Source organism: Calothrix sp. UHCC 0171, from assembly GCF_034931845.1.
GTDB lineage: Bacteria > Cyanobacteriota > Cyanobacteriia > Cyanobacteriales > Nostocaceae > Brunnivagina.
Genome location: NZ_JAYGHN010000016.1, coordinates 84,938 through 110,424, shown reverse-complemented (window position 1 = coordinate 110,424; position 25,487 = coordinate 84,938). Strand labels below are relative to the sequence as shown.

Genomic DNA, 25,487 nt, shown 5'->3' with positions numbered 1-25,487 from the left:
ATTTGTAACTCCCGTGCCAATTCTGCTGCACCATAATCGGAAAGAACGCGATCGGGCGAAGATTGTAAATATTGGGCTAATTCAATGGGGTTTTTAACCCGTGAAATATTAATCACACCGCTAAAGCGTTGAGATTTACCATCCATCAAAGAAGCACTCATCCGGATTTGCCCGTCGGATTGTAGTACCGAACCTGTACCAGCATTAAAACGGGGATTGTCTTCTAACAATTGACAACCGAGTACAACCGCCTCTTTTGCGCTGCCACCCGATGTCAGCAAAACATAAACTTCCTCAATGACTTGATAGAGCGATCGCCTAACTACTTCAACTCCACCTTTACCTTTAAGTGAACTACCTGCTCCACCGTGAATAATTAATTTAGGTTGCACCTTATAACTCCGTTTTTATACTTAATTGTTGGTAATTGCTAATTGAATGACGCGGAAACGTAAACACTTAATTGTATGGGTTTCACCCCTTGTGTCAAGTAGTCTGGAGACACGTAGAAAGGTATAGGAAAAAATAATGTTTAAATATTTCTCAGTGTCTCCGCATTTTCTTGTCCCTTCACCTGCCACTCGTCATTCACTAATCATCTGTTGTAACCTGCGATCGTCGGCGACGGCATCGTTCGGAGCAATATTTTACCTCGTCCCAACACTTTTGCCATTTTTTTCGCCAGGTAAAAGGTAGTCCACATACAGGACAAATTTTGCTAGGCAAATCAGATTTTGAACGAGTGCGTCCCATATAACTCAATATTTGTAATTAACAATAGTGTAAACGCGGAAGCATTTATTTAAATTTTGTCAATATATCTAGAGCTAGATACGGAAAATTACTGATTCATGTAGTAGTTGGGTAATAAGACTTCAAAAGCTTTAACAAGCACCCAACTCGATGAGAAAATCGAATTTTGTCAAAATTATAACAATCTTATTAATGACATGTGGCGGAATTGGGCTAGTTGGAGGAGGCTTTGTTCTGAGTCAAGCATTGGACAAAAGCGAAGAAACCAAAATAGTTAAAGATAGTAATAAGTATGGTGATATTCGCTACAAACTTTGGTCAGAACGTAAACAAATAAGCCATTTTCCCGAAGCCATACCAGCTGATGCGACGAATATTCGTCTAGTTTATTTTCCCCCATCCACACAAGGCGGGAGTGCTTTTCAGGTAAAATTCAAGCAGCCCCAAAAGACAATCGCCAGCGCGATCGCCAAGTATCGGATTACAGCGAAGTACAAATACAAGGGTGGTGATACTAACGACCACAGTAATCAAGCAAATGGTGTACCCACAACATTCTTTTATACTAGCGAAGATACTGAAAATGCATCCTTTCCCCCAGATTACGATGTATTTGTATTAGGCGCAGAAGACAAAGGACAAAAAGAATTTAAGTGGAATCACGGTTATAGTTATGGAGTGGCAATTAGTCGTTTAGATTCGACAATTGTTTATTGGGCAGAAGCTTGGTAATTTGATTTAGATTTTGGATTGGCATGACTCTACGAGTTGCCGCTTGTGCGTCTATGGAGTTTAAATAATGCTCACTCCCATACTCTACATGGGAGTGAAATATCAGATGCTCTACCTCCTAATTATCTGAGAACTTAAACAAACTTTTGTGTAAATTCGCACATTAAGTCTACACGACCTTTACGTAGCATTGCTGGGTCAAGACGCTCAGTTGTATTACAAGTCATGAGGATAACTAGACGCTGTTGGATGTGAATACCACCTTCATCAATGACACTCTGATAAAGAGTTCCATCCAATAAACTCAGTATGTGTTCCGTCTTATTGTTATATTGTGCAACTTCAGAGGCACGATTTTGAGCCAGGTTGTCAGCCTCATTAATAATGATACAGATACGTTCTAAGTATATAGGTGGCACAAAATTTGCGATCGCATCATGGTCGAGAATAAAAATGACGTATCCTAAAGGCATTAAAATCTCTTTAGCAACAGCTTGTGTCCATACTGTTTTTCCAGTTCCCGGTTCTCCATGCACCAATACCGCTAGCTGATTTTGGTTGAGAACAGTTTGCTGTACCGCATCGGTAAAATCTTGGATGCTGTTGGGAAAACTGCGAATGGGAAATTGACTATGAACCTTACCAACGCGACTTTGATATCCACTTAGCATTACCGCCAAATCGTAAGTGGATTTGTTAATTAATGGCGCAAGATTTTTTGCCATCAAAGTATAATGTCGCCTACCTCGATCATAAGGGTCAATTTGCAACCAAACGTCATATTTTGACCAATAGGCAAACACTGTATTGAGAACATCAAGACGTTCCCAATTAATAAACTTTTCGACAGGGAAATAAAAATCCCGCTCTGAATAATATTGCGTAATTATATCAGGACGACCGAGTATTTCCAGACTTCGCAAAACAGTAATTTCTTGCAAACGATTAAGTACATAGTCAATGGGAATACTGTTGCGACTGACAAACTGTACAATCGGTGTTTCCGTACTCAAAATGTCTTTGTAGCGATGGTCAGGTGTGAGCGGTTCCGGAGTAATATAATTCCAATATTTCTCCAATTCTCCGCGAGTATAATCTGAAGCCACATTTAAGATATTTGCCCACCAAGCATACTGTTTGCGTCCCAAAGCATCCGCATAATAGCTCGCAAGGTTAACGCTTTTTTGCGTCAACTCATGGGTATCATTCTGAAACAGTTGCCAGAAATATCCTATATCAAAATCACGTCGAAAAGGTCGCCAACCACTAGAAAGTAAGTTATGACGGTTTCTATTTTCGGCAGAACCGTCATTGCCTCTAAAATAATCAAAATCCATATTTCAGACTTTATATCAGACTTAATATCGTGCTTTAATTTGACTGGTATTGGATGCGAGCATTTGTGTATAGCATCGGGTGAGGATACTCGCAAAATCACTGCTGGTTTCAGTAAGCGTACTATAAACTACTTACATCGAACTCGCCAGAGTATAAAAGCGTCTTTCACCTGCAATCCCTACCTTCCCTAGTTTTACCCACTTTTTTAAATTAAGCTTTATTGAGTAAACATTAATTTTAATTAAGTTAAATTAAAAACCACTTCACAAATTGAATTCACAAGGAATGCGATCGCATTTATTAATCTAAAAACTAACCGTAAATTTACGTAAATTTCTTCGATTTGCAACTAAACAACACATTGAACAATCTTGGATATTTTTAATTTTTTAATTTTTACCTACCTTTGTAGTATATTGTAGTATGTAAATTTGATAATGTCAACTTTGCGGGAAAATCAAGTCTGATTTTATCTATCCTTTACTGATTATCCATTGTCCTTGTTTATGATTGATGTAAGCACAAACACCCGCTTAATCAAAGATAGCCTTTTGAGGAGATAGAACGGTGAATGATTTAGGCAAAAAACGATTAGATACAACTTTAGCGATCGCCACTTATGCTGTTGGTAGTGCCACAGCCGCCGCCGCACCAACTCCCGGAGGAGAAATCCCCAAGCAAATTTTGTTAACCGCTTCCGATGTTTTAATGTATACAAAAATTTGGCGTATTTATTTTGAAGAAGACTTATCGAATAAAAGCGTTGTCGAGATGCTGACAGAATTAGGTTTAGTTAGTGCAGTTGGAGCCGGAAGTGCTTATGTGATCAGCAAAGCCAGCGCAGCTATTTTAAAAGAAATTGCCAATTGGACAGGTCCTATCGGTTGGGGAATTATAGCTGCGATCGCAGGTTCTTTATCGGGCTTATTTGGCGCAGCTTGGGCATTGTATTGCGATAATTTATACAATCAAAAACATTCTCAACCGATTGAAAGTTAGAGAGAACATACTATTTAAATATTTTTGAATTACACCACGTATTAAAGAATGCGTGGTTTTTTTGATAGTGCGATATGCCTTTGGCATTAAGCTCCGCTTATCGCATGAGTTAAATAATTGGTTTGGGATGGAGTGCGATCGTAAAATGTTTCGCATCGCAACTTCACTATGGAAAATAGCGATAAATTTCTTTACGGTGTAGAACTCTTTGAAACATTAGTATCTCACCATCAAATATTATACCGATACGATAGTCACCTACTCGAATGCGATAAGCATTTTCGTATCCTTTTAATTTTGTCAAATTAGGAATTTCCTCAAAACTTGCTATGTTGGGTATCTCATCAAAGGTTAGTGCCTTGATAGATTCAAAGTATGGGGTACTTTTGAGTTTTTTTAAGTCTTTTAAAAAACTAAGTAGATACTGGATATTCACTCATTTTCTAATTCTGCTAGTGCTTCGTCTCGGTTCAGAGGTGTTTCGTGTTGAACTTCCTTCATTGCCAAGATTAATCCCTCGTCCTCAATAGCTTCTAGCAAACGTTGATAGTCATCAAAATCAATTACCACCTTCCGAATATTACCTTCGGTATCGGTGATGAGTTCTTGTGCAAATGGGTATTTATCAGCTTTCATTGAGATTTTAGCTATTGCGATCGCATTCTAAATTTAGCGTAAATGCTGAGAGTGCGATATGCCTTTGGCATTAAGCTCCGCTTATCGCGTTAGTTAAATAATCGGATTGGTGTGAAGTGCGATCGCGTTTTTCTCAAAATAAATTGACTAGAGGTGCATAAGTTTACAAATGCTCATCCACTTTCAGTTAAATTATTTTCAAAACAATTTAAAAAAAACGAGTGATATCTGTTATTTTCGATATTAACTACAATTAGATTGTTTCTACATCTTGTGATTGCTGTGTATAGTAATTCATCTATTGCAAAATTATCATCATTGTTGTCAAAATCGCTTTTACTGGTAATAATTAATACTAAAGTGTCTATCTCCCAACCTTTAAAACTATGAATAGTAGATAATTTTACAGTGCCAGCATTCATCCAAAAGTGTAGTTTTTTATTTTTTCTTATTTTTTCAATATCTGCTTGGCTATTTTTGTTTTCACTATTTAACTTTTCATATAATTCTTTACTTTCAAACATTGTTGTAGTCTTTTCATGCTGATTGTGTCTAATAAAATAATCAAACTCTCTTAAGATTGAAATATTAGATGACAAAATACATACGTCATTTGGATGTGTACCTAACCAGTCTAGATACGAATATATTTCTGTAAAAAATTCAGTATCTTGTTGTGTCTTTTGATAGTATAAATACTTGTAATTAGATTTTGATATTGAATTATTATTAAACATAGAAGTCTGATAATAAGTTGAATTAATATCTTCATCAATTACATACTTTCCTGCAAAAAAAATCTTTTGAAATTTTAATGTAATATCAGTTATTCTCGTACATAAACGAAATGTTTTGTTTAGTTTTTTTCCTTGGCTAGGAATACCTACTGCTTTAAAATCTTTATTTGCATCCAACTCTCTACTATAAATATTCTGTTTAGCATCACCAAAGACAACATATTCTCCACCTTCAGCCCAAAAATACTTCCTAATGATTTTTTGCCATTCTTCTTTGTAGTCTTGAAGCTCATCTATTAATATAACTTTATATTTGATTATTTCATCTTTATAATCATCAAAAATATTTTCATTAGAGTAATATTTAGATTCTAAATAATCTTCCCTTTTATCATTTGATAAGGCTTCAAAATTTGATGGTAAAACAATCTTTATGCCCAAATTATTAAATTGTGCATTCATAAAATCATGATAATTATTTATATAAAAATTATTCCAGGCACAATTTTCTCTAATCTGACTGATTTTATCATGTATGTAATTTTTGAGAGTTATATTATAAGTAAGAATTAAAATTTTATCATCGGTTCTCTTATACGCATTTACTGCTCTTTGTGCCAATATTTGTGTTTTCCCAGAACCTGCGACTCCTAAAACTTTTCTTCCTCTGATAGTAACTTCACTCTTTGCAAGTTCTTGCTGTTCTTTTGTTAGATCGAATATTTTCCCTTGATATAAAACATTAGAAGGTGGCTGTAAATATCGCTTAAAGCTTTCATATAGCTCATTATCAAACACATTTGATGGTTTAAAAAGTCCTTGTTCACTGAGTATAAATTTAACTTTTTCCGGCGTTAATGAATCTATACCAAATACTTTGACATATCTTTTATCGTTTTGAGATTCAAAAGAATTTTCTAAGAATTTATTGATTTGCCCTTGATTTACTTTATGTAAGTAAACCCCACAGGAAACAATTCCATAAAATTTATTATTATCTATCTTTTTTTCTAGTAAACCTTCTATATGCAAATTGTATAAATTATCCTTGTAAGTCTTTACTTGAGCGATGGGAGATTTAATAATTGCATTATTCTTTTTCAACCTCCACTGTTTTTGGTCATCTATATAGTAAGAAGATAAGTCCCAATCCTTTACTTCTAATATTAGAACACCATAGCCTTTTCGCATAATAATTAAATCTGGCTGGTCTCCATTTAAAAATGGCTGGTAATAGATTTCAAAATCATATTTTTCTTTTAAGATATTTTTTAATGACTTTAATAAATTAAACTCACCTAAAGTTGGCTGTACTTTTAACTTTAAAATATTTTCTTCAGAAGGGAATAGTTGAGCCATCTTATTCACTCTATATAAAAGTAAAGTATTTATTATATGTATTACAAAAATATCTAATATCAATAAATAGTGCCAACAGTATAAATACTGGCAAACCGATTAATATATAAGAAAAGTAATTAGCAATTTTATATTCACATCCCTTGATAAAAATTGTCCCTCTCCGCTTCGGAGAGGGACAGACTTTAACGTAAGTTAAAGTCAGGGAGAGGTCTTTTCACAAGCTTGACTAATCCACCTCAAAACCTCATCCAAATTATTCCTCACATCCTCATTCTTCACCCTCAATACACGCAAACCCCGTGAAGAGATAACCTTTTCTCGTTCCAAATCATATTCTATTTGCTGATCATGAATTTCCCCATCAACTTCTATCACCAACCCCACAGCATGACAGTAGAAATCGACAATAAACCCATCGATAATTTGCTGACGACGAAAGTGTAAACCATTGAGACGATTGCTGCGGAGGTATTGCCAGAGAATTTTCTCTTCAGGTGTCATATTGCGACGTAGTTCTTTCGCAATTTCATGTTTTATAGAGGTTATTTTTTGCCCAATTATGATATTTGATGAAGAGGATTGGTTGAATTTTGGATAATTCATAAACTTTTAATAAAAAGGAATTTTGTGATTACCCTCATTATATGCGTGACCTCTCCGTGACTTTGACGTATGTCAAAGTCTGTCCCTCCCCTGCAAGGGCAGGAGGGAAAATAAAGTAGTAAAATAGAAAAAATAACATCTTGCCCCCATTCCCTTGCAGGGAAGGGGGTAGGGGGGTTAGGTTCCTACCAAAATCTTGGCTTCTTCCTCCTTACTAATCACTCTACCTTCCTCCTCAAAACCTGATATTTGATTAAAGTTCAAATACCGATACAAATCATCTGCAAACGGCTGAATTTTCTCCCCAACAATATCAAGATATTCCTGCACAGTGGGAATCCTTCCGAGTAAAGCACATACTGCTGCTAACTCCGCCGAACCCAGGTAAACTTGAGCATCTTTACCCATGCGGTTATTGAAGTTTCTCGTAGAGGTTGAAAACACCGTTGTTCCATCTGCAACTCTGGCTTGATTCCCCATGCATAAGCTACATCCTGGCATTTCTGTCCGCGCATTTGCCGCTACAAAAATGTCGTAAATCCCTTCTTTTTTCAATTGGGTTTCATCCATACGAGTCGGTGGTGCAATCCACAATCTGGCATTGACTTTTCCCGCACCTTCTAATACTTTTGCTGTGGCTCGGTAATGTCCGATATTTGTCATGCAGGAACCAACAAATACTTCCTGTACGGGATCATTGGCAACTTCCGAGAGTAATTTGATATTATCGGGGTCGTTAGGTGCAGCAACAATTGGTTCTTTAATTTCGTTCAAGTCAATCTCAATTACTTCTGCATATTCTGCATCAGCATCAGCCTCCATTAATACTGGGTTTGCCAGCCATTCCTCCATTTTGGCAACGCGACGCATAATGGTGCGGGCATCCCCGTAACCTCGTGCCACCATATTTTTCAGCAGCGAAACATTGGAACGGATATATTCAGCAACAGTATCAATACTGAGTTTAATAGTACAACCAGCACACGATCGCTCGGCGGATGCATCGGTAAGTTCAAATGCTTGTTCGACTTTTAAATCTGGTAAACCTTCAATTTCCAGAATTTTGCCAGCAAAGATGTTTTTCTTATTCTTTTTCTCGACTGTTAATAAACCTTTTTGAATGGCGACGTAGGGAATTGCGTTGACGATATCTCGGAGGGTGACACCTGGTTGTAATTCGCCTTGGAAGCGCACCAACACCGATTCCGGCATATCTAAGGGCATTACCCCCAAAGCGGCGGCAAATGCAACTAAACCGGAACCTGCGGGGAAGGATATGCCCAAGGGGAAGCGGGTGTGGGAGTCACCACCTGTGCCGACAGTGTCGGGTAGGAGCATCCGGTTTAACCATGAGTGGATGATACCATCGCCGGGACGCAATGCCACGCCCCCCCGTTGGGCGATAAAGTCGGGAAGTTCGGCATGGGTTTTGATATCGACGGGTTTGGGATATGCTGCGGTGTGACAGAAACTCTGCATGACTAAATCTGCGGAGAAACCTAAACAAGCAAGTTCTTTGAGTTCGTCACGGGTCATGGGTCCTGTGGTATCTTGGGAACCAACGGTAGTCATGATCGGTTCGCAGGATGTACCGGGGCGTACTCCAGGTAAACCGCAGGCTTTCCCGACCATTTTTTGCGCGAGTGTGTAGCCTTTTCCGGTGTCTTGCGGTTGTTGGGGGCGGGTGAAAATATCGCTGGGTGATAAACCCAATGCTGCACGGGTTTTATCGGTGAGGGTACGTCCAATTAAGAGGGGGATGCGTCCACCGGCGCGAACTTCATCTAGGATGGTGTCGGGCTTGAGTTGGAAGGTAGAGATGATTTCGCCGGTTTCGTTAGTAATTTCACCTTTGTAAGGGTAAATAGTAATCACCATCCCTGTTTCCATCTTGGTGACATCGCATTCGATGGGTAATGCACCTGCGTCTTCGGCGGTATTGAAGAAAATGGGGGCGATGCTACCACCCAGTACGTAGCCACCTGCCCGTTTGTTGGGGACACAGGGAATATCGTTACCCATATGCCACAGGACTGAATTAATCGCGGATTTGCGGGAGGAACCAGTACCGACGACATCACCAACGTAAGCAACTGGATACCCTTTCTCTTTCAACTTCACAATCGTTTCTAAGCTTCCCGGTTGCCGACTTTCCAACATTGCCAGGGCGTGCATGGGAATATCGGGACGGGTGGTAGCGTGTTGGGCGGGGGATAAATCGTCGGTGTTGGTTTCTCCAGGGACTTTAAAAACTGTGACATTAATAAATGCTGGTAACTGGGGACGAGAGGTAAACCATTCTGCTTCTGCCCAGGAGTCAACTACACGCTTGGCAAAGGGGTTAGTTTGGGATAATTCCACTACATCGTGAAAGGCATCATACACTAACAAAATTTTGCTTAAAGCGGCTGCGGCATAGGCTGCGATTGGTTCTTTTCCTTGTCCACCCATGACTAAAGGTGTTGCTGATGATGTGGAAACGGATACGGTGGGAACTTGGAGTAAATCAATTAATGATTGGACATTGTAACCACCCATCATTGTCCCTAACAATTCCACAGCTTCAATCGGGGAAACCAGGGGACTACTAATTTCTTCTTTGGCAATACCTGTGAGGAAAGCAGCTTTGACATATGCGGCGGCATCAACACCAGGAGGAATTCTGTCTCTTAATAATTCCAGTAATACCTGTTCCTCACCTGCTGGTGGATTTTTCAGTAATTCACACAATTCTGATGTTTGCTTTGCATCTAGCGGCAATGGGGGGATTCCTAATGCGGCTCTCTCTTCAAGGTGTTTGCGGTATGATTCCAACATTCTGCGCTCCAAAATTCAATCCAAAAATTACTAGTGCTGGCAATTACTTCTGCATTTGTGAAGATATTCAATCTCACAGAGATTTAATCGATAAAATATAAATGCACTGTGTTTTTAGTTTAGGTGTTTGTTAGCCAAAGACTTCTCACGATCGCAATATTGCCAATTTTTAATTGCGATCGAACCGCTTTACCATAACTCCTAATTCCAGTTTAATATTTTGGTGGAATACCGTTTTTAAGTTAGAATATTGCTTCTGTTGGTAACAGCGTACTATTTTTTGATATGACTCAAACCTATACTGTTGAGATTAATCATCAAGGTCATAGCCTGACAATCCAAGTTCCCGAAAATGAGACTATTTTATCAGTAGCAGAAAAAGCAGGTTGGGAATTACCAGCTTCCTGTCACGCTGGTGTTTGTACTACCTGTGCAGCAAAAATTACCAATGGTGGTACAGTAGACCAAAGCGAAGGAATGGGTATTAGTCCCGATTTACAGGAAGATGGTTATGCTTTGCTTTGTGTTTCTTATCCGCGATCGGATTTGAAAATAGTCACTGACCAAGAAGAAGTGGTATATCAAAAACAATTTGGCAAGTAATTAATTGTTTTTATGCAGAGGTGTACGCGGACTTTTTGAAAGTTTCAATACTTAGTTAATCAACGAGGAATATCATTATGACTACGCATTTTATTTCGGCTGAAGTCGATTTAGAAGAAACTCCGACCGAGTTACAAAAGGCAATTGAGACTGAGTTAAAAAAGCAGGGTGAACCTTTACGTTGGGCTGTAACTGCTGTAGATGTTGATAAACAAAAAGCGACAGTTGAAGCAGTGATTACAAAATAATTGTCGTAGTTATAGACTAATTTTAGGTTGGGTGCAGGCGCGTGAGTAATTGAATTTATATTGAATTGATCAAGATAAAAATTATTACCTGTGCTGTCGCCCAACATGATTTTGCAAAACTGAAGTTATTGCCTAAATATTTTAAGTTCAGGCTACTCGTTTATAGAAAATTCAAATAGAAAACTCAAGATTAAAGTAGTATACAGCCTGTAATTGTGAATAAAAAATTCGCTGTTGCTGATTCCAAAATTCCTTCATTCTAACTATTTATATGCGTCCATACACTGCCATATTAATCATACCAACAGGCATAGGCGCAGCGATCGGAGGCTATGCAGGGGATGCATTACCTGTTGCCAAAGCAATGTCACAGGTTGTTGACAGGCTGATTACACACCCCAATGTGATGAATGGAGCCATGTTGTACTGGAATATACCCAATAGCTTGTATGTGGAAGGGTATGGACTGGATAAGTTTGCAGCAGGTGAATGGGGTTTACATCCAGTTCATCAAAATAAAATTGGTGTTATTTTAGACCAAGGAATTGAGCCAGAATTACGACTGCGACAGTTGCAGGCAATAGATGCAGTTAGGGCAACACTGGGACTAATGGTACAAGACTATGTAATTACAGATTCCCCATTGAATGTAGAATTACGGATAGCGGCATCGGGTACAAGTTGGGGAACGATTGGAAATCCAGATAGTTTACTCAGGGCAGCAGATACATTAATCAATCAAGCTGGGGCAAATGCCATCGCAGTTATTGCCAGATTTCCCGATGAGGTAGATGAAGAGACTGATAGAAATTATCGCATGGGATGTGGAGTAGATGCGATCGCTGGAGCCGAAGCGGTAATTAGCCATTTGATAGTACGGGAATTCCAGATACCCTGCGCCCATGCACCTGCTTTCTTGCCACCACCATTGGATTCTCATTTGTCTCCCCGCTCCGCAGCCGAAGAAATCGGCTATACTTTTATACCAAGTGTGCTTGTTGGCTTACACCGTGCCCCACAATTGATTGTTTCCGGTGGAGATATCTACCCCACACTAAATGATATTTGGGCTAATCAAGTTGATGCGGTGATTGTGCCTGCCAGTGCATGTGGTAGTAGCGCCGTATTGAGTTTGAGTCAGCAGCAATGTTTGGTTGTGGCGATAGAAGAAAATCAAACCCAGCTACAAGTTCCACCCCAGCCATTAGGAGTAAAATCATTACAGGTTAATTCTTATCTTGAAGCAATTGGTGTAATAGCAGCACATAAAGCAGGTATTAACCCATCTGCAATGCGTTCTTTCAATACATCTCTAAATTTATTAAGTTATTAGTTATTAGTGATTAATCAACACCAAAGAAAACAAAATCATCCTTAACTATTATCAATTATCAAGTAATTTCTAACCCCTAATATTATAATTACCGTGGCGCAACAGCAAAACCAAGAACCAGAAATTCCCTATTTAACTCGCACCCAAGTGCTTATCGCAATGGGAGTGACAGCCATTATTTTGTGGGTAGTTGCTAAAATATGCCTACAATTTGCCAATGTTCCACTGATGAATTGGCATTGGGATGAAAAGCAATTTTTGTTCGGCATTATTTTAGGTTTGTTGATTACGGCTGTAAGCAGTGTCGTATATCGTTATAATTCCGCTTATCGCCGTAGTGCAGATTATTACTTAGACATTGTTTTAAAACCCTTAGCTTTACCAGATTTAATTTGGTTGGGATTACTACCGGGATTGAGTGAAGAGTTATTATTTCGTGGTGTCTTATTACCTGCTTTGGGTAATAATATATTTGCACTAATTATATCTAGTATTTTCTTTGGGATTTTACACCTTAGTGGCTCACAACAATGGCCCTATGTTTTTTGGGCGACTATTGTGGGATTATTACTTGGTGCTAGTGCCCTCCTTAGCGGTAATTTATTAGTGCCTATTGTTGCTCATATTTTGACTAATTTGATTTCCAGTTATTTGTGGAAAATGAAACAGTTTTAGCTGATTGTTGGAATTCAAGAAAGTGCCCAACTAAAGATGGAAATTTGCTTCCTAAAATTCGCCCAACTCACATTAATTAAATATGGTGGAGACGCGATGTCTGAATCGCGTCTCTAAATCAGGTTTACTGCAACTTCACAACTTGACGCAACAACATTACCCGACGGGCATCAACTAACTGAGCAAAAAAGCCACGTTCGCTTAAGGATTGTAATGTGGTTTGGGCTTCTCTAGAATTAGTTGTAAACACAGCGAGTAAATAGGGACGTTGTGCATAGGAAACAAAGCCAATATCACCACCAACAACCTGCTGCACCTGTTTGGCGACATCGGGATTATTGAAGTAATCGACTAATACTGCATAACCTTGACCAAGTGCTTGGGGTTTATAGTTAGCAGGTTGAGCGGCAGGTGTATCTTGTGGTTTAGTAGTAATAATTGCAGATAGACCCGCCGAATCGCGGACAAATCTCGCCCAGCGATTGGCATCATCTAATTTTGTGAAACCACCAATGCGTGTGACGGTATCGTTGAGGTATCTACAAACATTGGTATTGGTTTCGGGGGGCAAAACCCGACGTAATTGATTTTGATTATCGGTACTGGGACTAATAACCAACAAAAGATATTCACCAGCGTTGGGAGGTCGGCAGGTGGGAATATTCTGTTGAGCAATAGCAGAATTCATGCCACCCAACAGAGATGCGATCGCGATCGCAATTGCACTAGATACAGTCTGAAGTCTCTCCACAACAGTTGAATACATAAATTGCTTCTCTTACAAGATTCCCGGAAATAGATTTTGTTCCCAAAATTGAGGAGCGAACTGAGGAGGGAGTGGGAGGCGCGGAAACGCTCCCTTTTCGTTCCCGCATTCTCCACATCCTTCTTTTCTTAAGCTGTCACCAAGGATGCTAAAGGCTCTGGGATTGACTCGCTAGGTGCTTCAAATTGACCTGTGATGACATATTCCAAACGTAGTTTTAACCAGGTAATAAACTGCTGATTGGTAGAGATAACTGCTACACAGGGCTGAGGGCATTTACCCTTAACTGTTAGCATTTGGGGTGCTTCTAGGAACGCAGGTTGCTTAACCAACCAAAAATCAATTTCTCTTTCTTGTTCGTGGTAGTAGCGAGTTCGTTCTTTGAGAACCTCCGCAAACGGTTCTTCTTCAAGCAAAAATCGCTGACTTGCTAAAACGTAATAGTATGTTGTCATTGTCCTTCCCTATAGCTCTATATGAATCCTCTATTGAATAATTTAAGGGTACAGTGACACCCACTGTACCCCTACTTATCAAGTCTTTTTGAATCTTTTAAACAGCGAACCCAATGGATTAAATGGACAACCACTAGGTTTAGTAGTATCATCAGTTACTTTACCGCCAGCAGTTAACCTTGTCAAAAACAAGGAATTATCGAAATAGTGTTCCATTGAGATAATCTTTAAATCATCAGTGACTCGCGCCACACTCATACCGACAATTTCCACTGTTTCCCCTGTGGGGGCAAAATCTTTGTATTGTCCTTGGAAGTGTCCCCAGTGTCTCCATTTAAAAGTGACATTTGGTGGTCCTGAATATACTTCCAGCAACTCCCAAGGGAAACCTTGAGGGAAACAGGTATGGAATGTTTTGTGGGATGATTCAAAGCTTTCTTCGGAGGATTTGTAATGCTCCGAATTCGCCATAAACACATTATAAGTACCCTTTGCCCCCAATTCCGTGGCATCAAATTCGCGATCGCCATTGGTACTGATGCGAAATTTGTCTTGTACTATTGATAACCACTGTTGGGGATTTGTCTTGAAAGATACCTCCATTTCAAAGGTTCTGACTAGATTTTGAACTATAGCTTCTAAAGAACCTTCGAGGTGATTACATACGCTTTCTTTGGCTAAATTTTCATTAGAACGGGAATAATCGGGTGGGGCACCTGTACGCCAATCAATATTAGCCGTTTTGCTATATTCGATGACTGTATCCCGGTGCTGTACCCAAAGCGGGAGATTATTACTTTCTGTTGTACTCATAGAAGCTCTTGCTATTGTGTCGGTTCTTGAGATTCCGCAGTAAAACCCCTCTAAATTAATTTGCCATCCCTATTTGCCAACCCTAATATTAAAATTCACCGCGCATTGCCATTTTCATTTCGCGCACGGCTCTTTCTATTCCCACTAAAGCCGCTCGACTGATAATGGTATGACCGATGTTCAGTTCCTCCATTCCTGGCAAATTAGCAATGGGGTAGACGTTCCAATAGGTTAGTCCATGTCCGGCATTCACCCGCAACCCTGCTTGAATCGCTTGCTCGCATCCCCTGGCTAAAAAGTCTAGTTCTTGCTGGCGTTTGACCTCATCTTTGGCTTCTGCATATCTACCTGTGTGCAATTCAATAAATTTTGCTTGCACCTTGACAGAGGCTTCGATTTGTGCAGGTTCCGCATCAATAAATAGACTAACTGGAATTTCAGCCGATTGGAGTTTATGGACAACCTCTTCGATTCTACCAATTTGCCCAACAATATCTAAGCCGCCCTCAGTGGTAACTTCTTCACGTTTTTCGGGGACTAATGTTACATAATCAGGTTTAATATCAAGTGCGATCGCTACCATTTCGTCGGTGGCTGCCATTTCCAGATTGAGATGGGTACGTACTGTTTGCCGCAGTAAGCGTACATCCCGGTCTTGGATATGTCGTCTATCTTCCCGCAAATGTGCTGTAATTCCGTCAGCACCAGCTAATTCTGCCAATACTGCGGCTGCGACTGGGTCGGGTTCTACCGTGCGTCGTGCTTGCCGGATAGTAGCAATGTGGTCGATGTTTACCCCAAGTGTCAGAGTCACCCTAGTTTTTCCTTGTCCGCAATCTACAGGATATGTATTTTAGCGGAAAATACGGGATGGGAGGCGATTTTTTTAGAAAAACCCTCAGAAAGAGAATCCCTAAGAATTAGTAGGAAAATTAAGATTATTTATAGGCTGAATGTTTAGTATAAATAAATCGACTCTCCAACTATTCTCAAATCAAATTTAAAATGCATCGTCCCATCTACCTAGACAACCATGCAACTACACCTGTAGATCAACGGGTTGTTGATGCCATGCTTCCCTACTTTACTGAATACTTTGGGAATCCATCAAGTATTAATCATCAATATGGTTGGGAGGCAGAAGCTGCTGTCAAGAAGGCACGAGAAATCCTCGCCAATGCAATTAATGCTGCACCGGAAGAAATTATCTTTACTAGTGGGGCGACGGAAGCCAATAACTTAGCTATTAAGGGAATTGCGGAAGCTTATTTTGAAAAAGGTCAACATATTATTACTCTGGCTACAGAACATAATGCGGTGATTGACCCTTGTAAATATTTGGAAAGTTTAGGTTTTGAAATTACAATTTTACCAGTTCAGAAAGATGGATTAATTGATTTAAACTTATTGGAAAAATCACTGCGTTCGGATACAGTTTTAGTATCGATAATGGCGGCAAATAATGAAATTGGTGTATTACAGCCACTAAGGGAAATTGGAAAAATCTGCCATGAAAAAGAGATAATTTTCCACACTGATGCTGCACAAGCTATTGGAAAGATTCCCCTGGATGTGCAAACAATGCAAATTGACTTAATGTCCTTAACTGGGCACAAAATCTATGCTCCCAAAGGAATTGGTGCTTTGTATGTTCGCAGACGCAATCCCAGAGTCAAATTAGCAGCACAGCAACATGGGGGGGGACACGAACGGGGAATGCGCTCAGGAACTTTGTGTACACCACAAATAGTTGGATTTGCGAAAGCCGTAGAAATTGCTTTATTAGCACAAAAGCAAGAAAGCGATCGCATAATTAAACTCAGAGATAAATTGTGGCAATTGCTGTCAGCAGTTGAAGGTATTCGTCTCAATGGACACCCAACCCAAAGACTCGCAGGGAATTTGAATATTAGTGTGGAAGATGTGGATGGTGCTGCTTTACTACTGGGTTTACAGTCGGTAATGGCTGTTTCTTCCGGTTCTGCTTGTTCTTCTACTAATATTGCGCCTTCCCATGTGCTAATGGCTTTGGGACATTCCGAAAAGTTAGCCTATGCGTCGATACGGTTTGGAATTGGACGATTTAATACGGAAGCAGAAATTGATATAGTCGCAGCCCAGGTAATTTCTACCATACAGAGCTTGCGACGATTATGCTAATTCTTCTGCAAATTAATAAGGATTCGCATCAATCTTTCCCCTATCTACACTGCGTAAATAATATCCTTGTTTGGGATAATTCCCCAGACTAAATGTCTCGCCACTATTCACCTTCCAAATTTTAAAATCTGCATAACTTAAAGGTTTACCCTTTGCACAGACTTTGGGTAAATGATCCGCTAAAACAAAATAAGCCGCACCTTCACCCATAACTTTTGCCGTCCCATCGCGATCGACAACTACAGATGTTGCTTCACTTACCCCAATCCCCATCGCAGTTTTGGCTTTCCCATCTTGAACTTGTCTGGCGGTAAATGCCATTAATCTACCCATGCGATCGCGTTTATCAAAGTGGGTGTCAATAACAGTATATTTTAGGTGAGTCCAATCTAAAAAGTTGTAGGTAAAATCAATATTACCATAGGGGTCATTGAGTGCATTAGGAGATTCAATACTACTAGCGCAAGCATTGTAAACAAAATTACTTTGAATCATTGCCCCTGCACTGGTTCCACCTACCGCACCACCACGATTGGAAACTGATTCTATAGCCTTTTCCAGCTTGGTATTATGAAAGTTACTCACGTACTTACACTGGTCGCCACCAGCAAAAAAAATCACTTCAGCGTTTTTGACTGTTTCTACAACATCGGCTGCATTTGCTTCCATTTTACTGGTAATTACCAGAGTTTCTACTGAATCAACTCCATCCATTGCATAAATGGGTTGATTGTAAGCATCACTACCAGCAGCACGAATGATAACAACATCAACTTTACTAGAACATTTTTGGCATCCCCGGACACTATTAATCATCCATTGAATGGCGCTATCTACATCTGTTCCTCCACCTCCAAGATTGTAAACAGCACCTGCTAGGGGAGGATTAACATTTGCGGGATTACCCTTGATGTAGCGTTGAACTTTTGCGGTGGCAGGAAATGAGAGCAAACAGGCAGTAATGAAGAGAATTGCGGCAACTTTGAAGTTTTTGGTGAAGTTTTTGGTGAAGTTTTTTGCTGGGTGTTTTTGATTGAGATTGAGCAAACGACTTCTAGAAAGTATCGCAATTTTCGCCATATATTTTGTGTAATCTACCTGTAAAGAAAACAAACATATCTACTATAATTTCCAATCCAGGTAATTACCAATCAACTTGATGTCTTTCTTCTATTACCCTAATGTAAGTTTCTTCGGTTTGTTTGGCAATTTTGCTCCAATTAAAACGACGTTCTAAATCCAGATAAGCATTATTAATTAACCATTGGCTGTATTCTGGATGTTTTAATACTTCTAAAATACCCCAAGCTAGGGAATCTGAATTATTTGTATAGGTGACAATTCCAGTTTTACCATGTTGGACAACTTCTGGAAATCCACCTGTATCAGATACAACCACGGGAACACGAGAAGCAAAACTCTCTAATGCAACTATACCAAAGGGTTCGTAGAGACTAGGGAAAACAGCACAGTCAGCTATTGTTTGAAATTTATCTAAGTATTCATCAGAAATAAACCCAGTGAAATAACACTTATGCCAAATACCTGCATCCCAAGCTTGTTTTTTCAACTGTTCGGTATGACCACCACCAATAATCACAAATTTGACATTTCCGCCCATTTCCCAAAGCACTTTTGCAGCTGCATTTAAGAGTACGGAAACACCTTTTTCATAGGTCATACGCCCAACATAATAAACTATTTTTTCGCTATCTTCGGCAAAAAAACGGCGAAAATCTTGGGCATGAAAATTTTGATGGTGAAGTTTCTTTTCGGCACGGATACCATTATAAATTACGTCAATTTTGTCCCAAGGACTGTGTAATGCCCGCTCGACTTCGTGACGCATATAATTAGTACAAACAATTATTCGCCATGCATTAAAAGCTAAAAGCTCTTCCTTGCCGTTAATGTAATATTGAATATCGTTGTGAATCCCATTATGTCTACCATATTCGGTAGCATGGATAGTCGCAATCAGAGGTACTTTAAAGGTATGCTTAAGGGCGATCGCCGCATCTCCAACTAACCAATCATGGGCATGAATTAAATCAAAATCGCCTTCCTCCGCCATGACTTTACCACCCTGTTGCCCCATACTCTGATTCAGATTCACAACCCAGTGGAAAAAGTCATTTCCCGGTTTGACGGGAACCCGATGCACTTGAATCCCCTCAACTATTTCGTACATCGGCGCATTGCCAAACTCCGGAGTAATCAAATGGATTTCATGTCCCAACTTGACTAGCTCCGGGTACAATTCGCTCACATGACGCGCAATCCCCCCAATAATACGTGGGGGAAATTCCCAACTCAACACTAATATCTTCATTGACTTTTACCCCAACCCATCACAAGTCCTACCATAGAAATTGCTCGGAAAATACGAGTTTGGCAACCTTGAAAATCAGGTTAATCAAGATTTGTTACATTTTCTTAATATTTGCCAAACTGGTAAAAGGGTACGGGACATTGAGTATTACCCTTTGCCATTTCCTCCCTTATCCTGTCCCTAAAATCGGCTGTAGCTGCTGTTGGTAACGATTCCAAGCAGCGATCGCTTGAGGATTAGAATTAGCGGTTTTTTTCAGGAGAATCGTACCATCTGCAAAGTCAATTATTCCATATTCGCCGTTGCTAGTTAACTGATTCCCTTGCTTGACTAAATCACGTAAGTAACTTCTATCTGCTTTAAAGGCAGCTTGATATTGTTGTAATTGCCAGATATCTGCTAGTACATAATCGACTTTGATGATTTGTCTGGCATCATTCTTTAATTCCAACTGCGGTAAACGTAAAATTTCCCGCCGACTAGAAAGATGAGGCACTATATATGTAGTTGTGGAAACGCTAGCATCTGGGGGAATTTGCGCCAGTAAAGGACGAATTTGAGCTACATGTTGCCATTGTTGCGGCAATGATACATACACCCACGGTTTTACCGAGTCGGGAATGAGGAAATAAAATGTTCGGTTGGGGTTAGATGTGAAGCTCAACAGCAAAGATACACAAATACAACCGATCCAAAAACGACGAAATCTCGGCTTCAAAGACTGGGGATGTTGCGACCACCATAATATCGCACCGTAAAATAAACCCGGCACAACGGTTAAAGCGTAGCGAATCGTAATTGCCAGTACAGATTCACCCTGACCTAAGAATAACTTCAGCAAAGGAAAACCCGCGATCGCCCAAGATGCTGGCGCAAGTGCCGGGATAAAAGCGAGGGGCAACCATTGACCAATTAAGTAGCGGATTGTACGGTCAAAAGGTGTGACTAATTCTACTAATAACCGCCAGGGATTACTAACCATGCCCCAAATAATTTCCAAAGTTGAAGCTTCATTCCCATCTGCATATTGTCCAAAGCGCTCCAACATAAACCGCTTGGAAATATCATCTGAAAAGATCGGCATAATTAAGTTTGTCAGTGCGAGCATGTAGCCAAAACTGAGGATACAAGTGGCAAATCCGGCACGGGGAAAGCGTTGGCTAGCAACCATGTAAAACCCCACACCAAACAACCCAATACCTGCATCTTCCCGGACTGCCAAAATAAATATTGCCATTAACCAAAACAGCCACCACGTACGCTTTTCCATTGCCAGCAGCAACGTAAACACAAATAATGGTATTTGGCTAATATCGTGGAAGTTACTAAGGGTAGGTCCAATCACCGCATTAGCAGCATAAAAGCTGGCGGTAATCATCACAGCTAATGGACGTTCTAAATAATGTCTTGCCAGTAAATACAAAACTAATCCCGCCGCCGTAATCAGTGTCACTTGTAATACTGTCAGGGTTGCTGGCGAGGGAAATAAAGCGTAAATCGGCAACCAAAGTAACAATGCAGGTGTAAAATGTTGCCCTAGTCGATGATAGAAAACGGTGGGAGTTTCGCCAGCGTGAACAACATTTGTCGAGAGACTAGAAGATAAAGAACTTTGAAAAAAACGACCGTGTAAATTATTCCAGAAAACTTGGTTAAATATACCTTGGTCAAAGGAGGCGTAAAAGCTGAAATAACGGTGTAGCGTCAAGATAAGACATACAGTAAAAAAGACTCCTGCAATCAATAAAACTGCACTGTCAGGAGAAAATCCCTGTTTCTCTTTGGCAATTACAGAGGGCTGATCTTTAATTTTTGACCACATCACTCACTCACCCAGAATTTAAGCTGAGGGGAAAGAATAATTGTAGAACGTTAATCTACTTTGCGGATACCCGATCGCAGAAACGATCGCAATTTCCTCAAATAGCAATGTATAAGATGAGTTTTTAGTTATGGTAAGTATGGTGACAAACTCGACTGTTCCCAATCGCTATGCGCTGTACTTTTTTCTGTATCCCCGTCCCCTTTTGCGTTAAAAATATATAGTCCCCAGATACCCAGCAAAAATGGCGACTAAATTAGCTGACGCACAAAACCTACTTTCTGAACTCATTTCCCGCTATGCTTCCCGCGTCGATTATTTAATGATTCGCCTCGAAGAAGCAGAAGGAACCGATATATTATTACGTGGAGACAAAGTAGAAACCCTCAGTGAAGGGATTTCTATTGGTGGACAAATTCGTGCCTGTTACAAAGGTGGCTGGGGACTAAGTAGTTTCAACCAACTGACGACCATTACAGACCGAATTGAAGAAGCGATCGCCGCAGCTCGGATGGTAGGGGAGGAGGAAACCATACTCGCACCGATTCACCCAGTCCAAGCCATCTGTAAATTACCGTTAACGGGAACTGATCCCCGAAAAATTCCTCTGGTACAAAAGAAGCAATTATGCGACTTTTATACAGAACTGCTGAAAAGTGTCGATGGATGCATTACCACGACTTCTGTACGCTATGCCGATAGTGCCCAAAAAGTAATTATCGCCACCAGTGAAGGTACTTTAATCGAACAATCCTGGGTAGATATGGAAATGCGTTTTGCCGCAACTGCAAGAAATGGCGAAACGGTGCAAACTGGTAGGGAAACCACAGGTTCACGCAAAGCTTTTGAAGATTTAATCGGGTTGGAGGAGCAAGTCAAAGGTGCTGCCACCCGCGCTATTTCCGCCTTGTCTTTGCCATCCGTCAAGGGTAATACCTATACTGTTGTGATTGACCCGATTTTGACAGGTTTGTTCGTCCATGAGGCATTTGGGCACCTCTCAGAAGCAGATATGGCATACGAGAACCCTGATATTCTCGAAGTTATGACTTTGGGGAGACGTTTTGGTTGCGATGAATTACAAATTTTTGACGGTGCTGCACCCCCAGGACATCGTGGTAGTTATTTTTACGATGATGAAGGAACACCAGCGACAACTACGCAATTAATTCAAGATGGCATTTTGGTGGGAAGACTTCACTCACGGGAAACTGCGGGAAAGTTAGAGGAAGCACCTACTGGGAATGCGAGATGTTTAAATTATCACTATGCCCCGATTGTGAGAATGACAAATACCTGGATTGAACGCGGGAACACGAGCGTTGAGGATTTGTTTAGCGAAATTAAAGAGGGAGTATATGCTCGGAATTGGTTGGGGGGAATGACGAATGGGGAAATGTTTACCTTCAGCGCTGGAGAAGCATGGATGATTCGCAATGGGAAGATATGCGAACCTGTGAAGGATGTAACCTTATCGGGGAATGTGTTTCAGACTTTGGCAGATATTGAAGGTATTGGTAATGATTTTTATTGGGATGAGTCGGGGGGATGTGGCAAAGGCGGACAAAATGGTTTACCTGTAGGTTGTGGGGGACCTAGTTTAAGGATTCGCGATGTTGTTGTTGGGGGAGAAGTGGGGTAGTTAGTTTTATCTGGCTTTTGGATTCCGACTGCTAAGTTCTGATCATTTATGGAAAAAGACTTTTATTTACAATACGCAACTGTCGAAGATAAACATTGGTGGTTTGTTGCTCGTCGTCAGATACTTGACAGAGTAATTCACAAAATCAATCTACCGATAGATGCGAAAATTCTCGAAGCGGGATGTGGCACAGGTGGCAACTTACGAATGCTGGCACGCCATGGTGAAGTTTCCGCGATGGAATTGGATGCAACCGCTTGCGAATTTGCCAATCAGCGTCAAGTTACTGCTGTAAGGTTGGGAAGTTTGCCGGATCAAATCCCGTTTGCGGGTGAGTATGATTTAATTGTGGCGTTTGATGTGATTGAACATTTAGATAATGATTTAGCTGCACTTTCGGCATTGCGATCGCATTTGAAGCCTGGTGGTTGGATAATATTAACTGTGCCAGCATATCAATTTTTGTGGAGTCATCACGACGATATCAACCATCACAAGCGTCGCTATCGGTTACGGGGTTTGCAAAAAGTTGTCCGTCAAGCAGATTTTACTATTCGTTACGGCAGTTACTTTAATACTTTTTTGTTTCCGCTTGTTGCTGGAGTGCGTTTGTTACAGAAATTCCTCAAACTAGAACAGAAATCTCAAATTAGCAATGACTTAAGTGTGCCATCACCCCTAATTAATCAGTTTCTGACTTTCCTATTTGCTAGCGAACGTCATTTTATGGATAAATTGAGTTTGCCATTTGGAGTATCAGCATTGGTTGTCGCCCAGAAAATATGAATAAGTGGGAACAGAGGAAGTCCCGATGAAAAAATTTCATCGCCAAGCATGAAAGGCGGACACGGAGAGACGGGGACGCGGGGACGCGGGGAATAAAAAATGACTAATGACTCTTTCAAGCGAGGGAAGCTAGAAAGATAAAAAGTGGAACAAGGAAGGGAATAAGAATGAAATATTTGGTATAATCCCCAAAATTTCCTGTCAATCCCACAAGCCAATGTGTATTACCAATTTTTAGATACATCGGAACTGGCAGCCAAAATAGCTGGTTCACTCCCGCCAAGTCAAAATCATTAAGTTAAAATCATTATTTCTATTCGACCCTATCCTCTTAAACTTTACCCATTTTTCCATTCCCCAAATTATCGTGATTCAACCAATCTACTCCATCGTTATCCCTATATATAACGAAGAAGCAAACATCCACGAGATGTATCGTCGTTTGACTGGTGTTATGGAACATTTAGATGGCGAGTCGGAATTAATCCTAGTTGATGACGGTAGCAAAGATAATTCCTTAAACTTGATGCGTGAACTTCACCGTCTCGATAGTCGAGTCAATTACCTAAGCTTTGCGCGTAATTTCGGTCATCAAGTTGCTGTCACCGCAGGTTTAAACTTTATTCGTGGTAAAGTTGCGATCGTTATGGATGCTGACTTGCAAGACCCACCTGAACTTGTGATATCTATGATTGAAAAATGGCAGCAGGGCTATCAAGTCGTCTATGCACAACGGATATCGCGCAAAAGAGAAAATTGGTTTAAACGTTTGATGGCATATGGTTTCTACCGGGTTTTAAGGCAGCTTGCAGATGTTGATATTCCCTCGGATACAGGAGATTTCTGCTTGATGGACAGACAGGTAGTTGATGTTCTCAATGCCATGCCTGAACGTAACCGTTACATTCGTGGTTTGCGTGCTTGGGTGGGTTTCCGACAAACCGCAGTTAAATTTGAACGCGACCCTCGCTTTGCTGGTGAAGTAAAATATACATTTGGTAAATCTTGGGCACTTGCAGTTAATGGTATAGTCTCGCTTTCTAAAGTTCCTCTACGTATTGCTACGTATTTAGGTATGTTGTCAGCATTTGTTGCAATACTGATGATATTACTGGTGCTTTACTGGCGTTTATTTGACCGTACAACACCATTAATTGGTTTTACATTAATTACGATTGCTCTATTTTTCTTAGGTTCAGTGCAGTTATTTTGTATTGGTATTTTGGGCGAATATATTGGACGCATTTATGAAGAAGTCAAAGGTCGTCCCATATATACTGTAAAAGAAGCTGCTGGCGTAATATCACAATCTCATCTTTCTGTTTATAAGTCATCAAATTGAAGAATGTAGAATAATCACAATTAGAGTGTAAAATCAATAATTTGGATACATTATCTGGAAAATTATTGAAAATAAATTGATTGTTTTGACTGCTGTTTTTTGAATACTGAATCATCTCCAATAGTATTTAGGGAAAACTTCGTGAATCCACAAGAATGTGCTGTATTGTTAGTATCAGTTATCGCCAGCGTCATGGGACAACTATTTTTGAAAATGGGTGCTGCAAAACTAGGTAAATTGGACTTTGCCCATCCATTTAATCAAATTACTGGTATTATCACTACACCCGAATTATTAATTGGATTAGGTTGTTATGGTTTAGGCGCGATCGCTTACATTTTACTATTAACACGTGTGAATCTCAGTGTTGCTGGACCATCTGCTTCACTTGTATATGTTTTTTCTGTTTTAATTGGTTTTTTAATCTTTAAAGAATCAATTCCTCTCATGCGCTTCATGGGATTGAGTTTTATTGTTGCTGGAGTAATTTTAGTAGTTTGGAATAAATGAAATTAGGAAAGAGGATAATTAAG

26 protein-coding genes are annotated in these 25,487 nt (G+C 40.1%); 11 read left to right on the top strand and 15 right to left on the bottom strand.

What is annotated here, in order from left to right:
* Together VB733_RS14355 and VB733_RS14350 are read right to left on the bottom strand one after the other, a co-directional pair.
* Positions 1–392, bottom strand: a 392-nt coding sequence (locus VB733_RS14355; RefSeq protein ID WP_323340737.1) for an isoaspartyl peptidase/L-asparaginase, incomplete at its 3' end; no start/stop codon positions are given.
* Positions 393–591: 199 nt separating this feature from the next.
* Positions 592–753 (bottom strand): DUF2256 domain-containing protein, encoded by a 162-nt coding sequence (locus tag VB733_RS14350; protein WP_096615179.1) that lies wholly within the window; start codon positions 751–753, stop codon positions 592–594.
* Between the two features lie 150 nt (positions 754–903).
* Here VB733_RS14350 and VB733_RS14345 point away from each other — a divergent pair, with 150 nt between their 5' ends.
* On the top strand, positions 904–1,485 hold the full coding sequence (locus VB733_RS14345; protein WP_323340736.1) for a hypothetical protein: 582 nt from the start codon (positions 904–906) through the stop codon (positions 1,483–1,485).
* Positions 1,486–1,619: 134 nt separating this feature from the next.
* Here the strand turns inward: VB733_RS14345 and VB733_RS14340 are convergent, their stop codons facing one another.
* A complete protein-coding gene (locus VB733_RS14340) occupies positions 1,620–2,822 on the bottom strand; it encodes an AAA family ATPase (protein ID WP_323340735.1) in 1,203 nt (400 codons plus the stop codon).
* Positions 2,823–3,390: 568 nt separating this feature from the next.
* Here VB733_RS14340 and VB733_RS14335 point away from each other — a divergent pair.
* A complete protein-coding gene (locus tag VB733_RS14335) occupies positions 3,391–3,822 on the top strand; it encodes a hypothetical protein (RefSeq protein WP_323340734.1) in 432 nt (143 codons plus the stop codon).
* Positions 3,823–3,988: 166 nt separating this feature from the next.
* Here the strand turns inward: VB733_RS14335 and VB733_RS14330 are convergent, their stop codons facing one another.
* The 5 genes from VB733_RS14330 to acnB all read right to left on the bottom strand — a co-directional run bounded on the left by VB733_RS14330 (position 3,989) and on the right by acnB (position 9,977).
* Positions 3,989–4,258: a type II toxin-antitoxin system RelE family toxin gene (locus tag VB733_RS14330; protein WP_323340733.1), complete on the bottom strand. Its 270-nt coding sequence runs from the start codon at positions 4,256–4,258 to the stop codon at positions 3,989–3,991.
* Positions 4,255–4,458 carry a hypothetical protein gene (locus tag VB733_RS14325; RefSeq protein ID WP_323340732.1) on the bottom strand — a complete coding sequence of 68 codons (204 nt, stop codon included), beginning with the start codon at positions 4,456–4,458 and terminating at the stop codon, positions 4,255–4,257. The genes VB733_RS14330 and VB733_RS14325 overlap by 4 nt, the downstream gene beginning before the upstream one ends.
* 173 nt (positions 4,459–4,631) lie before the next feature.
* Positions 4,632–6,554 (bottom strand): nuclease-related domain-containing DEAD/DEAH box helicase, encoded by a 1,923-nt coding sequence (locus VB733_RS14320; RefSeq protein WP_323340731.1) that lies wholly within the window; start codon positions 6,552–6,554, stop codon positions 4,632–4,634.
* Between the two features lie 201 nt (positions 6,555–6,755).
* The gene (locus VB733_RS14315; protein ID WP_323340730.1) at positions 6,756–7,160 is read right to left on the bottom strand and encodes an endonuclease domain-containing protein; all 405 of its coding nucleotides are present in this window, start codon (positions 7,158–7,160) and stop codon (positions 6,756–6,758) included.
* 177 nt (positions 7,161–7,337) lie between these two features.
* Positions 7,338–9,977 (bottom strand): bifunctional aconitate hydratase 2/2-methylisocitrate dehydratase, encoded by a 2,640-nt coding sequence (acnB, locus tag VB733_RS14310; protein WP_323340729.1) that lies wholly within the window; start codon positions 9,975–9,977, stop codon positions 7,338–7,340.
* A 285-nt stretch (positions 9,978–10,262) separates the two neighbouring features.
* Here acnB and VB733_RS14305 point away from each other — a divergent pair, with 285 nt between their 5' ends.
* From VB733_RS14305 to VB733_RS14290, 4 genes are all read left to right on the top strand, one after another.
* The gene (locus tag VB733_RS14305) at positions 10,263–10,580 is read left to right on the top strand and encodes a 2Fe-2S iron-sulfur cluster-binding protein (protein WP_323340728.1); all 318 of its coding nucleotides are present in this window, start codon (positions 10,263–10,265) and stop codon (positions 10,578–10,580) included.
* A 77-nt stretch (positions 10,581–10,657) separates the two neighbouring features.
* On the top strand, positions 10,658–10,828 hold the full coding sequence (locus tag VB733_RS14300) for a hypothetical protein (protein WP_323340727.1): 171 nt from the start codon (positions 10,658–10,660) through the stop codon (positions 10,826–10,828).
* Between the two features lie 271 nt (positions 10,829–11,099).
* Positions 11,100–12,161 carry a DUF3326 domain-containing protein gene (locus VB733_RS14295; RefSeq protein ID WP_323340726.1) on the top strand — a complete coding sequence of 354 codons (1,062 nt, stop codon included), beginning with the start codon at positions 11,100–11,102 and terminating at the stop codon, positions 12,159–12,161.
* A gap of 93 nt (positions 12,162–12,254) precedes the next feature.
* Positions 12,255–12,836 carry a CPBP family intramembrane glutamic endopeptidase gene (locus tag VB733_RS14290; protein WP_323340725.1) on the top strand — a complete coding sequence of 194 codons (582 nt, stop codon included), beginning with the start codon at positions 12,255–12,257 and terminating at the stop codon, positions 12,834–12,836.
* Positions 12,837–12,960: 124 nt separating this feature from the next.
* Here the strand turns inward: VB733_RS14290 and VB733_RS14285 are convergent, their stop codons facing one another.
* From VB733_RS14285 to VB733_RS14270, 4 genes are all read right to left on the bottom strand, one after another.
* Positions 12,961–13,602, bottom strand: coding sequence for a hypothetical protein (locus VB733_RS14285; protein ID WP_323340724.1), 642 nt, complete (start codon positions 13,600–13,602; stop codon positions 12,961–12,963).
* A 128-nt stretch (positions 13,603–13,730) separates the two neighbouring features.
* On the bottom strand, positions 13,731–14,057 hold the full coding sequence (locus VB733_RS14280; protein WP_096615094.1) for an MgPME-cyclase complex family protein: 327 nt from the start codon (positions 14,055–14,057) through the stop codon (positions 13,731–13,733).
* A 78-nt stretch (positions 14,058–14,135) separates the two neighbouring features.
* Positions 14,136–14,870 carry a SnoaL-like polyketide cyclase gene (locus VB733_RS14275; protein ID WP_323340723.1) on the bottom strand — a complete coding sequence of 245 codons (735 nt, stop codon included), beginning with the start codon at positions 14,868–14,870 and terminating at the stop codon, positions 14,136–14,138.
* An 88-nt stretch (positions 14,871–14,958) separates the two neighbouring features.
* Positions 14,959–15,684 (bottom strand): pyridoxine 5'-phosphate synthase, encoded by a 726-nt coding sequence (locus tag VB733_RS14270; protein ID WP_323340722.1) that lies wholly within the window; start codon positions 15,682–15,684, stop codon positions 14,959–14,961.
* Between the two features lie 191 nt (positions 15,685–15,875).
* On the opposite strand from VB733_RS14270, the gene VB733_RS14265 reads away from it, so the two are divergent.
* Positions 15,876–17,030 (top strand): IscS subfamily cysteine desulfurase, encoded by a 1,155-nt coding sequence (locus VB733_RS14265; protein ID WP_323340721.1) that lies wholly within the window; start codon positions 15,876–15,878, stop codon positions 17,028–17,030.
* Between the two features lie 12 nt (positions 17,031–17,042).
* Here the strand turns inward: VB733_RS14265 and VB733_RS14260 are convergent, their stop codons facing one another.
* The 3 genes from VB733_RS14260 to VB733_RS14250 form a co-directional block, all read right to left on the bottom strand.
* On the bottom strand, positions 17,043–18,110 hold the full coding sequence (locus VB733_RS14260) for a cyanophycinase (RefSeq protein WP_323340720.1): 1,068 nt from the start codon (positions 18,108–18,110) through the stop codon (positions 17,043–17,045).
* 64 nt (positions 18,111–18,174) lie between these two features.
* Positions 18,175–19,362, bottom strand: a complete 1,188-nt coding sequence (locus VB733_RS14255; RefSeq protein ID WP_323340719.1) for a glycosyltransferase family 4 protein — start codon at positions 19,360–19,362, stop codon at positions 18,175–18,177.
* Positions 19,363–19,531: 169 nt separating this feature from the next.
* Positions 19,532–21,184 (bottom strand): DUF2079 domain-containing protein, encoded by a 1,653-nt coding sequence (locus tag VB733_RS14250; protein ID WP_323340718.1) that lies wholly within the window; start codon positions 21,182–21,184, stop codon positions 19,532–19,534.
* Positions 21,185–21,428: 244 nt separating this feature from the next.
* On the opposite strand from VB733_RS14250, the gene VB733_RS14245 reads away from it, so the two are divergent.
* The 4 genes from VB733_RS14245 to VB733_RS14230 all read left to right on the top strand — a co-directional run bounded on the left by VB733_RS14245 (position 21,429) and on the right by VB733_RS14230 (position 25,464).
* The gene (locus VB733_RS14245; RefSeq protein ID WP_323340717.1) at positions 21,429–22,826 is read left to right on the top strand and encodes a TldD/PmbA family protein; all 1,398 of its coding nucleotides are present in this window, start codon (positions 21,429–21,431) and stop codon (positions 22,824–22,826) included.
* Positions 22,827–22,874: 48 nt separating this feature from the next.
* The gene (locus VB733_RS14240; protein ID WP_323340716.1) at positions 22,875–23,612 is read left to right on the top strand and encodes a class I SAM-dependent methyltransferase; all 738 of its coding nucleotides are present in this window, start codon (positions 22,875–22,877) and stop codon (positions 23,610–23,612) included.
* A 367-nt stretch (positions 23,613–23,979) separates the two neighbouring features.
* Positions 23,980–24,954, top strand: a complete 975-nt coding sequence (locus VB733_RS14235) for a glycosyltransferase family 2 protein (RefSeq protein ID WP_323340715.1) — start codon at positions 23,980–23,982, stop codon at positions 24,952–24,954.
* A 141-nt stretch (positions 24,955–25,095) separates the two neighbouring features.
* Positions 25,096–25,464 carry an EamA family transporter gene (locus tag VB733_RS14230; protein WP_323340714.1) on the top strand — a complete coding sequence of 123 codons (369 nt, stop codon included), beginning with the start codon at positions 25,096–25,098 and terminating at the stop codon, positions 25,462–25,464.
* Positions 25,465–25,487: the final 23 nt, after the last annotated feature.

Excerpts from the sequence above, each read along its gene's own strand:
- VB733_RS14350 (WP_096615179.1), bottom strand. The coding sequence starts at position 753 with ATGGGACGCACTCGTTCAAAATCTGATTTGCCTAGCAAAATTTGTCCT.
- VB733_RS14345 (WP_323340736.1), top strand. The coding sequence starts at position 904 with ATGAGAAAATCGAATTTTGTCAAAATTATAACAATCTTATTAATGACA.
- VB733_RS14340 (WP_323340735.1), bottom strand. The coding sequence starts at position 2,822 with ATGGATTTTGATTATTTTAGAGGCAATGACGGTTCTGCCGAAAATAGA.
- VB733_RS14325 (WP_323340732.1), bottom strand. The coding sequence starts at position 4,458 with ATGAAAGCTGATAAATACCCATTTGCACAAGAACTCATCACCGATACC.
- VB733_RS14320 (WP_323340731.1), bottom strand. The coding sequence starts at position 6,554 with ATGGCTCAACTATTCCCTTCTGAAGAAAATATTTTAAAGTTAAAAGTA.
- VB733_RS14315 (WP_323340730.1), bottom strand. The coding sequence starts at position 7,160 with ATGAATTATCCAAAATTCAACCAATCCTCTTCATCAAATATCATAATT.
- acnB (WP_323340729.1), bottom strand. The coding sequence starts at position 9,977 with ATGTTGGAATCATACCGCAAACACCTTGAAGAGAGAGCCGCATTAGGA.
- VB733_RS14305 (WP_323340728.1), top strand. The coding sequence starts at position 10,263 with ATGACTCAAACCTATACTGTTGAGATTAATCATCAAGGTCATAGCCTG.
- VB733_RS14300 (WP_323340727.1), top strand. The coding sequence starts at position 10,658 with ATGACTACGCATTTTATTTCGGCTGAAGTCGATTTAGAAGAAACTCCG.
- VB733_RS14295 (WP_323340726.1), top strand. The coding sequence starts at position 11,100 with ATGCGTCCATACACTGCCATATTAATCATACCAACAGGCATAGGCGCA.
- VB733_RS14285 (WP_323340724.1), bottom strand. The coding sequence starts at position 13,602 with ATGTATTCAACTGTTGTGGAGAGACTTCAGACTGTATCTAGTGCAATT.
- VB733_RS14280 (WP_096615094.1), bottom strand. The coding sequence starts at position 14,057 with ATGACAACATACTATTACGTTTTAGCAAGTCAGCGATTTTTGCTTGAA.
- VB733_RS14275 (WP_323340723.1), bottom strand. The coding sequence starts at position 14,870 with ATGAGTACAACAGAAAGTAATAATCTCCCGCTTTGGGTACAGCACCGG.
- VB733_RS14265 (WP_323340721.1), top strand. The coding sequence starts at position 15,876 with ATGCATCGTCCCATCTACCTAGACAACCATGCAACTACACCTGTAGAT.
- VB733_RS14260 (WP_323340720.1), bottom strand. The coding sequence starts at position 18,110 with ATGGCGAAAATTGCGATACTTTCTAGAAGTCGTTTGCTCAATCTCAAT.
- VB733_RS14255 (WP_323340719.1), bottom strand. The coding sequence starts at position 19,362 with ATGAAGATATTAGTGTTGAGTTGGGAATTTCCCCCACGTATTATTGGG.
- VB733_RS14250 (WP_323340718.1), bottom strand. The coding sequence starts at position 21,184 with ATGTGGTCAAAAATTAAAGATCAGCCCTCTGTAATTGCCAAAGAGAAA.
- VB733_RS14245 (WP_323340717.1), top strand. The coding sequence starts at position 21,429 with ATGGCGACTAAATTAGCTGACGCACAAAACCTACTTTCTGAACTCATT.
- VB733_RS14240 (WP_323340716.1), top strand. The coding sequence starts at position 22,875 with ATGGAAAAAGACTTTTATTTACAATACGCAACTGTCGAAGATAAACAT.